The organism is Mesorhizobium sp. M0195 (genome assembly GCF_040322115.1).
Lineage (GTDB): Bacteria > Pseudomonadota > Alphaproteobacteria > Rhizobiales > Rhizobiaceae > Mesorhizobium.
In genome coordinates, this window is sequence record NZ_JAMYSV010000047.1 from 1 (window position 1) to 10,666 (window position 10,666).

General features: G+C 60.5%; 10 protein-coding genes and 1 pseudogene. 10 read left to right on the forward strand and 1 reads right to left on the reverse strand.

Annotated elements, in window-relative coordinates:
• From NKJ12_RS31325 to ald, 3 genes and pseudogenes are all read left to right on the forward strand, one after another.
• Positions 1 to 77: pseudogene (locus tag NKJ12_RS31325) on the forward strand (thiamine phosphate synthase); the annotation flags it as partial.
• Positions 68 to 835, forward strand: coding sequence for a hydroxymethylpyrimidine/phosphomethylpyrimidine kinase (locus tag NKJ12_RS31330; protein ID WP_352707538.1), 768 nt, complete (start codon positions 68 to 70; stop codon positions 833 to 835). The pseudogene NKJ12_RS31325 and the gene NKJ12_RS31330, both read left to right, overlap by 10 nt.
• 282 nt (positions 836 to 1,117) lie before the next feature.
• The gene (ald, locus tag NKJ12_RS31335) at positions 1,118 to 2,233 is read left to right on the forward strand and encodes an alanine dehydrogenase (protein WP_352707540.1); all 1,116 of its coding nucleotides are present in this window, start codon (positions 1,118 to 1,120) and stop codon (positions 2,231 to 2,233) included.
• Between the two features lie 694 nt (positions 2,234 to 2,927).
• Here the strand turns inward: ald and NKJ12_RS31340 are convergent.
• Positions 2,928 to 3,062, reverse strand: a complete 135-nt coding sequence (locus NKJ12_RS31340; protein ID WP_352707558.1) for a hypothetical protein — start codon at positions 3,060 to 3,062, stop codon at positions 2,928 to 2,930.
• Here NKJ12_RS31340 and NKJ12_RS31345 point away from each other — a divergent pair.
• From NKJ12_RS31345 to NKJ12_RS31375, 7 genes are all read left to right on the forward strand, one after another.
• Complete coding sequence (locus tag NKJ12_RS31345; protein ID WP_352707555.1) at positions 3,013 to 3,999, forward strand: ABC transporter substrate-binding protein; 987 nt, start codon at positions 3,013 to 3,015, stop codon at positions 3,997 to 3,999. The genes NKJ12_RS31340 and NKJ12_RS31345 overlap by 50 nt on opposite strands.
• Positions 4,000 to 4,031: 32 nt before the next feature.
• Entirely contained in the window at positions 4,032 to 4,904 is an 873-nt protein-coding gene (locus NKJ12_RS31350; RefSeq protein ID WP_352707542.1) for an ABC transporter permease, read from the forward strand.
• Complete coding sequence (locus NKJ12_RS31355) at positions 4,880 to 5,626, forward strand: ABC transporter ATP-binding protein (protein WP_352707544.1); 747 nt, start codon at positions 4,880 to 4,882, stop codon at positions 5,624 to 5,626. Before NKJ12_RS31350 ends, NKJ12_RS31355 begins: the two co-directional genes overlap by 25 nt.
• Before the next feature lie 45 nt (positions 5,627 to 5,671).
• Positions 5,672 to 7,018 (forward strand): LLM class flavin-dependent oxidoreductase, encoded by a 1,347-nt coding sequence (locus tag NKJ12_RS31360; RefSeq protein WP_352707547.1) that lies wholly within the window; start codon positions 5,672 to 5,674, stop codon positions 7,016 to 7,018.
• A gap of 285 nt (positions 7,019 to 7,303) precedes the next feature.
• On the forward strand, positions 7,304 to 7,546 hold the full coding sequence (locus tag NKJ12_RS31365; RefSeq protein WP_352707549.1) for a hypothetical protein: 243 nt from the start codon (positions 7,304 to 7,306) through the stop codon (positions 7,544 to 7,546).
• Between the two features lie 328 nt (positions 7,547 to 7,874).
• Positions 7,875 to 8,387 carry a DUF309 domain-containing protein gene (locus tag NKJ12_RS31370; protein WP_352707551.1) on the forward strand — a complete coding sequence of 171 codons (513 nt, stop codon included), beginning with the start codon at positions 7,875 to 7,877 and terminating at the stop codon, positions 8,385 to 8,387.
• Positions 8,388 to 8,705: 318 nt separating this feature from the next.
• A complete protein-coding gene (locus tag NKJ12_RS31375) occupies positions 8,706 to 10,001 on the forward strand; it encodes a DUF2130 domain-containing protein (RefSeq protein WP_352707553.1) in 1,296 nt (431 codons plus the stop codon).
• Positions 10,002 to 10,666: the final 665 nt, after the last annotated feature.

Consider the following 10,666-nt stretch of genomic DNA (forward strand, 5'->3'; position numbering starts at 1 on the left):
TGACCGACATCACGCTCAACGCCGATCCCGAAACGCGCACGCGAGAATGGATCGAAAGGACAGAGAAATGGCGCTGAGGCGAGAAGCGCATGTGCTCCTTGTCAGTGGATCGGACTCCAGCGGTGGGGCTGGAATTGCGCGCGATATCGAGACGATCTCCTCCCTTGGTGTGCGCACCTGCCTGGCTGTCACCGCGCTGACGGTGCAAACGCACGAAACCGTCATGGCAGTCCATCCTTCTCAGCCCGATCTCGTGGCCGATCAGATGCGCGCTGCGCTGCAGGCCAACAATGTGACGGCCATCAAGATCGGCATGCTCGCAACCGCTGAGATCATGGCTGGCGTTGCCGCCGTGCTGCGCGAAAATCCGCAGGTGCCGGCAGTGCTCGACCCGGTGCTGGTCTCCACTTCAGGTCGAGCGCTACTCGAAACGGACGCCATCGGCGCTATGAAACGTGATCTGATGCCGTTTTGCCGTCTCGTCACACCCAATCTTTTCGAGCTGGCGCTCCTTGTTGGCGCTGAACCGGCGGCGAACGAGAGCGATGCGGTGAGACAGGGACGGAAATTGCTGGCAGTCGGCGCACAGGCCCTGCTGATCAAGGGCGGCCACGCGGCGGGACCCCGATCGACCGATATTCTGTTGCGCTTGGATCAAGGACCAATCCGCTTTGACATGCCGCGCCTTGCCGTATCGATACGCGGGACGGGCTGCATGCTGGCCAGCGCGATTGCAGCGCATCTGGCGAACGCGAGATCACTTGAAGACAGCGTGCGTGAAGGCAAGCTGTTTGCTTTCAAGAGGCTCCAAAAGAATGCAGCCGGACGAAATTGACTTTGCCTCGATCAATCCAATCGCGGCCCCACAATCACGATATCCACGCTATGTCCGCGCATCGCAAGATGTCCGCCATCCTTCTGCAAAGCCTCGAGAATGGCGATATCGATCCTGTCCAGCGGCCTTTTTCGTGACTCGTGCGAAAATCCTGCGATTTCTCGCAACGATTATCGAACGCGCGATCCCGCGCAAGCGCATTCGCAAACACCTGCGCAACGATTCATGGTTCACTACACTAGACAGGGAGTGAGCCCAAAAGGGCGGGATCAGGAGAAAAAGATGCGCGTCGGTTGCCCCCGGGAAATCAAGAACCATGAATACCGCGTCGGCCTGACACCGGGTTCGGTCCGTGAATATGTCGCTCATGGCCACGAGGTGCTGGTCGAGACCGGCGCCGGTGCAGGCATCGGCGCCGATGACAACGCGTATCGCGCCGCCGGCGCCACGATCGCCAAGACGGCAGCCGACGTGTTTGCCAAGTCCGACATGATCGTGAAGGTCAAGGAGCCGCAGCCCAACGAATGGGTTCAGCTCCGCGACGGCCAGATCCTCTATACCTATCTGCATCTTGCCCCGGATCCGGAGCAGACCAAGGGCCTGCTGGCCTCCGGCGTGACCGCAATCGCCTACGAGACCGTGACCGACGATCGTGGCGGCCTGCCGCTGCTGGCGCCCATGTCTGAAGTCGCCGGACGCCTGTCGATCCAGGCGGGGGCAACGGCGCTGCAGAAGGCCAATGGCGGCCGCGGCGTGCTGCTTGGCGGCGTGCCCGGCGTGCTGCCCGGCAAGGTCACCGTGCTTGGCGGCGGCGTCGTCGGCCTGCATGCCGCACGGATGGCGGCCGGCCTCGGCGCCGACGTCACTATTATCGACCGCTCGATCCCGCGCCTGCGTCAGCTCGACGACATCTTTAGCGGCCGCGTTCACACCCGCTACTCGACCGTCGAGGCGCTGGAGGAAGAATGTTTTTCGGCTGACATAGTCGTCGGCGCCGTGCTGATCCCGGGGGCAGCAGCGCCCAAGCTGGTGACGCGCGAAATGCTGTCGGGCATGAAGAAAGGCGCCGTGCTGGTCGACGTCGCCATCGACCAGGGCGGCTGTTTCGAGACCTCGCACGCCACCACCCATGCCGAGCCGACCTATGAAGTCGACGGCATCATCCATTATTGCGTCGCCAACATGCCGGGTGCGGTGCCGGTCACCTCGGCCCACGCGCTCAACAATGCGACGCTGCACTATGGCCTGCAGCTCGCCGACAAGGGCCTCAAGGCGCTGGTAGACGACCACCATCTGCGCAACGGGCTTAACGTCCACAAGGGCAAGATAACGAATCGCGCGGTGGCCGAAGCGCTCGGTTACGAACTGGTCGAGCCGAAGGCCGTTCTCGCCGCCTGAGCTTCCGAATCTGCCTCTCCAGTGCCCGTCGGATTCGTCCGACGGGTTTTTTTCGGTCAGACCTGTCTCCTCTCCCGTTTCCACCAACGTCCGCGGTGAAGCTTCATGCGCGAGACGCCGGTCGCCGATGAAGCTGATCGCGTTCTCACCAGACCGGCCTGACGAACTCCCTCCAGCCCCTCTCCGAGGCACAAGCGTTGGCGGCTCTGGCTGGTCGGTGCAATCGATCCCCTATCCGATCGTTACTGACGAACAGAAGAACCTGCCCCACCGACGGGTCAGATTCTGCCGCATTATTTGTGTCCTAGTCGTACAGGCGCCATTTTTATCTCGACCGCCTAATGATCACAGTTGAACTGTCAATGTGATACCAGCGTGCGCGGTCCTATGCGGCAATGCGTTCACGCCCGTCACGATCTGCAAGCTCGGGTCCGGTCGGCGCGCCGGTGCCAGCTCTGTCGTCAACAGCCCCCAGGCATCGGCTCGATACGGTCCAGGCATGAAGCTTCTGGATGAGCTTTGGTGGGGATGTTCCTCGCCGAGGTGCTGCTTCGCAGTCCGAAGCTTTGTGAACGACGTGTGCCCAAAATGAGCATTGCAGGCGAACAGCTTTTCCTTCCGGCGGCAAAGAACAGCATCCGGTACTTTATAGTCTACGAAATTGATCAACATAATCAGATGAGCTTGGGCCTTATCAATTGGAGAGAGAGACGATGATGTTGGCTGTGAAGTTTTCGAGAAGGAAGTTTGGTGCATTGGTCGCCGCTTTGGCGGTAACCTTGGTCGCGTCTTCCTCCGCTTTCAGGGCCGAGGCGGGCAGTCCGGACACGGGTAAACTGCCGACCAAAATCCCGGAGGGCACTGTGCTTCTTTTCGGCGATCCGGAGACGCAAAGGGCACTGGAACTCTCGGGTCTGATCGACCAGCTACCCTTCAAGGTTGAATGGGCCAACATCAGCGGCGGTCCGCAGACAATCGAAGCTTTTCGCGCCGATGCATTGGACGTCGGATCGGTCGCCGACATTCCGCCCATCCACGCGACCTGGACTGGGCTCAAGGTCAAGATCATTGCTGCGAAGTTCCGCAGGGATCCGGTTTCACACCCGATTTATCAACTCGGCATTGCGCCGGGCGTCGAGGTCAAGACGCTCGCGGATTTGCGCGGCAAACGGATCGCCTTCAGCCCTGGTCAGGCGCAAGGCGCGCTGGTGCTGAGGGTCCTGCAGGCCGTCGGCCTGAACAAGGAGGATGTAAATCTCATCGAACTGCCCAGCAAAGGCGATGCGTATCCGGTGGCACTTGCTAGCAAGCAAGTCGATGTCGCGCCGATCTGGGGCGTCCTCGTCAAGCGCTATCTGCGCCAGTATGGGGCGGACGGCGCCACCACCATCCCGCACGGCTTGCGTAATGATCCAGACCATCTTTACGCCCCGCAGGCCGTGCTCGACGACCCGGCCAAGGCTGCCGCTCTCGGCGAATATGTGCGCTACTGGGCACTTGCGGCCCGATGGGTAGAGCAGCACCCGAAAGAGTGGATCGAGGGCTACTACGTCGCCACCCAGGGCCTCAACAGCGAAGATGGCCAGTATCTCGTCGAAGCCGACGGACGGTTTGACATTCCATCCGACTGGAACGATGTGATCGTGCGCCAGCAAGCGACGATCGATCTCCTGGCCAAAGAGCTGAACAAGCCTCGTATCCAGGCCGAGGATCTTTTCGACAGGCGCTTCGAGACGATCGCCGCAAATGCGCTGAACGCGTCCTGACGACCTGCTTCCCAGCACTGGAGACGACGCAGATGAACGCAATCTCACATACCGCCGCAGTTGCACGCCCTATCCCTTACGAAAGGGGGTTGATTGCGCCCGCTGAACAGGCTCGCAAGGCGGGAACGAGGCGCCGCCTCGCCCTCGGACGGGCGATCCCGTTTGGCGCGATGATCGGGCCCGCACTGCTTCTCGTGATCTGGTCCATCGGCAGCGTCGCCGGTTTTATCGATCCACGAACGCTGCCGGCGCCTTGGTCGGTTGTCGCCACTGCCATCGATCTCATCGCCACAGGGAAGCTCCAGGATCATTTCGTGACGTCTGCCTGGCGGGCAGCGCAGGGTCTGGTGTTCGGCATCCTGATCGGGACCGTGCTTGCTCTCATTTCAGGGTTGTCCCGGTTGGGCGAGGCGATCATTGACGGCCCCGTTCAGATCAAGCGAGCCATACCGACGCTGGCTCTGATCCCGCTGCTGATGCTCTGGTTCGGCATTGGCGAGGGCATGAAGGTGACGACTATCGCCTTGGCCGTACTGATCCCGATCTATGTCCAGACCCACAGCAGCTTGCGCGGCATAGACAACCGATATGTTGAACTGGCCCAGACCTTGCGAATGGGCTACGGCGAATTCATCCGCCAGGTCATCCTGCCAGGCGCCCTTCCAGGCTTTTTCCTCGGCCTGCGTTTCGCAGTGACCTATGCCTGGCTGTCGCTGGTCGTCGTCGAACAGGTCAATGCCACGAGCGGCATCGGCTACATGATCGATCTTGCACGCAACTATGGCCAGACTGACATCGTCATCGTCGGTCTTGCCGTCTACGCGTTGCTCGGTCTCGCCTGCGACGGCATCGTCCGCTTCTTCCAGGAAAGGTCCCTGTCATGGCGTCGCACTTTGGCGGATTGAGTGGCGCGCCCGTGGTGCACGTCGAGAGCCTTGTGAGAAGGTTCGGGCCGCGAACCATCCTCGACGGCCTCAGTCTCGGCATCGAGAAGGGAGAGTTCGTCGCCCTTCTCGGCCGCAGCGGGTCGGGCAAGAGTACATTGTTGCGCGCGCTCGCCGATCTCGATGACAAAGTCTCGGGGTCCGGCCGACTGGAAACACCCGATAAGAAGTCGGTGGTGTTTCAGGATGCGCGGCTGTTGCCATGGAAACGAGTGCTGGAGAATGTCGTTCTTGGCCTCGGCCTGCCGGACGCCGCAGAACGCGGACGCGCAGCTCTCGAAGAGGTTGGCCTGAGCGGCCGCGAGACCGCCTGGCCGGTCGAACTCTCTGGAGGCGAGCAGCAGCGGGTGGCATTGGCGCGCTCGCTTGTTCGAGACCCTGAACTGCTGCTGGCCGATGAGCCGTTCGGCGCGCTCGACGCCTTGACCCGCCTGCGCATGCACGATCTGCTGCGCCAGCTGTGTGCTCGTCACCAGCCGGCCGTCCTGCTGGTCACCCATGATGTCGATGAAGCCGTGATGCTGGCGGACCGAGTCTTGGTACTCGACAGCGGCGCGATCGCCGCCGACATCGCTGTCAATGTCACCAAACCCCGCAATCATGGCGATCGCCGGTTCGGCGAGATCCGCTCCGAACTTCTGCGTCATCTCGGCGTCGACACAGCGCCGGCTCTGCCCGTCTGAGGCCCTCAAGGCTTCTCGCCCAGTCAATACCCAGGAGACCAACGTATGCCTGCCGAAAAACGACAGTTGAACCTCAACCTTTTCATTTATCCCGGCGGCCATCACGAAGCCGGCTGGCGCTACAAGGATTCCGCCCCGGAGAGAGTGCTGGACATCGCCTACTATCAGGAACTGGCGAAAAAGGCCGAGGCGAGCAAGTTCGACGCGCTGTTCTTTGCTGATGGGCCAGCACTCGCCGACAACATCCGCTACGCAAGCCGCTTCAGGCTGGAGCCGCTGACATGGATTTCGGCGCTCGCCGCGGTGACTGAAAGAATAGGCTTCATCGCGACCGCCTCGACCACCTACAACGAACCCTACAACCTGGCCCGGCTGTTTGCTTCTGTCGATCATCTGAGCGGCGGGCGTGCCGGTTGGAACATCGTCACCACGGGCGACGCGTCGGCAGCGTTGAACTTCGGTTTTGACCGACATCCAACCCATGCCGACCGTTACGAGCGCGCCGGCGAATTCGTCGATGTGGTGACGAAGCTCTGGGACAGTTGGGACGACGACGCGCTCGTCGCGGACAGGCAGTCCGGAATTTTTGCCGACACCGACAAGATTCACCCAATCAACCACATCGGCAAATATCATCGGGTGAAGGGACCGCTCACGCTTCCGCGCTCGCCGCAGGGGCGGCCGGTCTATGTCCAGGCGGGTTCGTCGCAAGACGGACGGTCGTTCGCAAGCCGCTATGCCGAGGCGATATTCACAGCACATCAGACACTCGGCAACGCGCGGGAATTTTATGCCGACATCAAGGCGCGCGTGAAGTCGGTTGGCCGCAACCCCGACCACGTCAAGGTGTTGCCCGGCATCAGTCCCTTCATCGGTTCAACCGAGGCTGAAGCCCGCGCACTGCATGACGAGTTCAACGAGCTGACGCAGCCGGAATATTCTCTGGATCAGCTACGCCGCATCGTGGACGCCGACCTTTCCAGCTACGATCTGGATGGGCCATTTCCGCGCGAGCTCATCAGTGTCGAGGGCGAGCGCGGTGCCAGCAGCCGCTTCCTTGTCGTGCTCGATATCATCGAGCGAGAGAATCCGACCATCCGCCAGTTGCTCCACCGTCTCGCCGGCGCGCGCGGGCATTGGGTCCAGGCCGGGACGCCCGAACAGATTGCCGACAACATCCAGGAATGGTTCGACAACGGTGCCGCGGACGGCTTCAATGTCATGCCGCCCTATTTGCAAGGCGGGTTCGACGTGTTCGCCGAGGAGGTGGTGTCGATCTTGCGCAGGCGCGGACTTTTCCGGCACGACTATGATGGGGCAACGCTAAGAGACCATTTCGGTCTGCCCCGCCCTGACAATACGTTCAGCCAACCGCGAAAGGCGACCGCTTGAGCCACCTTCGCATCGAGCGTTTTCTCTTGAAGGGATTCGACCGGACACGGATGTCTCGTCCGCATCCCCCGGTCGATGTTTCGCGTCGTGACGCGCTCCGGGCACATATCCGGTCGGTTTCCGGTTCGGGCTCGGCCTTATTGGCTTGACGATAGCCGCCTCGGATAATCGTGTCCGCTTCCTTGACTATCTTGCCGGACTGTTTCGTCTCCTTCGCATTAGCGGAAGTTAAATTTCGAGTGTTTCGGCTTGCCGCAAATTAGGATCTCGGTGGCATAACTCCGCATGACTTTCGGGGTGCTGGCAGGAAGACTGATGCGCGGGCGTGGGTGGATCAAGGCATTGCGTCAGGACGATGCCCGACAGGTGCGTGCGCACATTGCCGAACTGGAGCGCAACCTCATGGCGACCACACCTCAGGGACGCCATCGACGTTTCGAAGCCGGGAATGAACTTCGTATTGCGAAATTCCGCCTGGAGCGTCTCGAGGAATGCATCGCCGCAATAGCGGAGAAATGTGGGCGTTAGCGGAAGCTCGCCGCTCGAAGTTGCCGCGCGGTACGGCCGTGCTGTGCGTCGGCGCTGTAGTCACAAGGCCGGCCGTCTGACGCCGCTCGGTTGGGAGCATCTTTTCAAGCTGCGCTGGACGGCAGACGCGCAGGCGCATGAGACTGCCTGGAGACAACCCGCAAGTGGGGTCCGCAGTACCGGACGAGGGGCGACCGGCCTGCGGGTCCGCCCGTCGCGGCCAAATCGCCTCTATCGTAATTAATTGCCAAGTGACACTATTCGTCTTTGATGGCTACTGGTTCGACGTTGCGCCCGCGCTGGCTACCGGAAAAGAGCTTTCCGTCCTATGCGTATCTTCCCGGCCGGCAGCCGCATCCTGTGCGCGACCCTGCAGGACACAGCTATCACTGGGAAGCAATTCAGATTGCTGAAGAGGCGTCACTTGACTCGGACATGTTCCTCTGGGGTATCGACCTCTGGTTATTACTGGGAAGCCCATGAGGCTTGGGAAGGTCTTTGGCAGGTTGCAGATCGAGGCGCTCCGCTTCGGATGCTCTTCAAGGGATTGATCCTGTTATCGGCGGCCGGCGTGAAGATCCGCGAGGGCAAGCATGCGGCGGCGGTGCGTCATGCTGGACGCGCCGCGGCGCTCCTTCGTCGGTTGATGAACGCGCCGGATCGCGCCATCGAGCGTGCGCTCGGCATGTCACTCACAGTACTTGCCGAACAGGCCGAAGCCGCAGCAAGGATTCCGGCAGCCTTGCAGGCGACTCAGCCTCAAGCGGTGTTTGATTTCATTCTCGGGTCACGTTCCCGCGGAATGCCGATCAGGTCGCAAAAGAGAAACAGTCATTCGTAGAAGACGGTTAATTCACCGTTCCGTTTGCGGGCGAAGTGAACCGTCTGGCCCGTCGCGTCGAACCGCGGCTCGAAGGCGATCCGGGAGAATCCGGCTTTGAACCTTTGCTGAGGCCATCCCTGGCTTCATGGCGATCGAACTTGCCCCGATCGTAGGATGTTTGGCTCGAGCCGATGCAGACTGCTCAATTCGACGACGAAATTGCCGTTCCGTCCGCACGCTGGGGATAACACTAGAGTTCCCTATCTGTTCTTTTCCAAAAGCGGTCGATAATATATAGTCTGGGACTACATCAGCCCTCAGAGAGTCAGCCCGCCAATGACTGTCCAGCCCAGGATTCTCAATGAACCGACGATCAGCTGCCCGAGCTGCAAAACAGACATCAAGCTCAACGAGTCGCTTGCGGCGCCGCTGATTGCCGCCACCCGCGAGGAGTATGAACGGCGCTTGGCGCAGAGCAACGCGTCAATGGCAGATCGGGAGGAGGAGCTTAAACGCGAGCGGGCCGCCATCGACGCCGCCAAAGAGGACATCGGCAACCAGGTGGCTGAGCGAATCAAGCTTGAGCGTGCCGCAATCGCGGTAGAGGAAGCGCGCAAGGCAAAATTACTGCTTTCGGTAGACCTGGAGGACAGGGATAACAAGCTTGCCGAGCTGGAAGCGACGTTGAAGGCGCGCGACGAAAAGCTCGCCGAGGCCCAGCAGCAACAGGCGGAATTCCTGAAAAAGCAGCGTGCGCTCGACGACGAAAAGCGGGAGATGGCGCTGATCATCGAAAGGAAGATCCAGGAAGGATTGGACGCCGTTCGCGTAAAGGCGAGGTCCGAAGCCGAAGACGGCCTCAAAATGAAGGTCGCGGAAAAAGAAGAGCAGATCGCCGGCATGCAGCGTCAGATTGAGGAGCTGAAGCGCCGTGCGGAACAGGGTTCTCAGCAGCTGCAGAGCGAGGTCCTCGAGCTTGAGCTGGAGTCTCTCATAGCCAGCCGATTCCCGATGGACAGCATCGAACCGGTTGCCAAGGGTGAGTTCGGCGGAGATGTCCTGCACCGCGTGGTCGGGCCGGCCGGCCAGCCATGCGGCGCCATTTTGTGGGAATCGAAACGCACCAAGAACTGGAGCCAAGGCTGGCTAGGTAAGCTCAGAGGAGATCAACGAGCCGCGAAAGCGGATATCGCGCTGATGGTCTCGGAAGCGTTGCCTCCCGGCGTGGAAACCTTCGATCTTGTGGACGGAGTCTATGTCGCCCATCCCAAATGTGCGATCCCGATCGCTATCATGCTTCGGCAATCCCTGATTGAGCTGGCGAACTCCCGTCTCGCCCAGGACGGCCAGGCCACCAAAATGGAGCAGGTCTACGGCTATCTGACCGGTCCGCGGTTCCGCCACCGCGTTGAGGCGATCGTGGAGAAATTCTCCGATATGCAGGAGGATCTCGCCAAGGAACGCAAGGCCACAACACGCCTGTGGGTCAAGCGCGAGGCGCAGATCCAAGTGGTGATCGAGGCGACCGTCGGCATGTATGGTGACTTGCAGGGTATCGCCGGAAAGATGATGCAGGAGATTGAGGGGCTGGATGTGCTGGCGATTGAAGCCTCTTCGCCCGAAACCGAATAGGTCACCTCCACGCCGGCAAAGGCGGAGGCCGCATTCCGCTATTATGTGAATACCTTCGAGTTTTCGGCGTTTGTCGTTGGGCGATAGCCGAAACCTCCCGAGTCTGACGGCCGCTTTGTTCCGCAAGCGGACTATCTATCGTAAAATCCCAAAGTTTGCTGCAGTTCATGGACTGACTGACAACGGCGGCCAGATCTGCGATGGTCCAAGAGAGATCTGAGTGACCAGTCGGAACGTCAATCCAGGAGAACGCACCTCCTATGACGACTCGAGCTCATTCTTCACCCGATTTACTTCCGAGCCACTGCTCATAATCAAATTGTGCCAGCGACGCTGGCCTGCTTGTGGAATGGACAACCGGTCACGTATTGGCTGTGGAATTGTGGCCGGGGACCCGCCTTCCGCCTCGACGAATACCGCGATGGTTTCATAGACAGCGAACAGCCTTCACACTTCTGGTCTGCCATCGAGAATGGAGCGTGGCGTTCTTAGCCAACCTTTTTGAACGCAGCCAACGATTGAGAAGCAGTCGCCCTCTTTCAGCTCGGCTTATTAAGAGGCGCTGGCAAAAGCCGGCCCACTAGAGACCAAGTCCGCCGATGCAGACATATTTGGTGTCGAGATAATCCTCGATGCCCTGATGGCCGCCTTCCTTGCCGAGGCCC

Coding starts and splice junctions, on each gene's coding strand:
- NKJ12_RS31330 (WP_352707538.1), top strand. CDS start 68: ATGGCGCTGAGGCGAGAAGCGCATGTGCTCCTTGTCAGTGGATCGGAC.
- ald (WP_352707540.1), top strand. CDS start 1,118: ATGCGCGTCGGTTGCCCCCGGGAAATCAAGAACCATGAATACCGCGTC.
- NKJ12_RS31350 (WP_352707542.1), top strand. CDS start 4,032: ATGAACGCAATCTCACATACCGCCGCAGTTGCACGCCCTATCCCTTAC.
- NKJ12_RS31355 (WP_352707544.1), top strand. CDS start 4,880: ATGGCGTCGCACTTTGGCGGATTGAGTGGCGCGCCCGTGGTGCACGTC.
- NKJ12_RS31360 (WP_352707547.1), top strand. CDS start 5,672: ATGCCTGCCGAAAAACGACAGTTGAACCTCAACCTTTTCATTTATCCC.
- NKJ12_RS31365 (WP_352707549.1), top strand. CDS start 7,304: ATGACTTTCGGGGTGCTGGCAGGAAGACTGATGCGCGGGCGTGGGTGG.
- NKJ12_RS31370 (WP_352707551.1), top strand. CDS start 7,875: ATGCGTATCTTCCCGGCCGGCAGCCGCATCCTGTGCGCGACCCTGCAG.
- NKJ12_RS31375 (WP_352707553.1), top strand. CDS start 8,706: ATGACTGTCCAGCCCAGGATTCTCAATGAACCGACGATCAGCTGCCCG.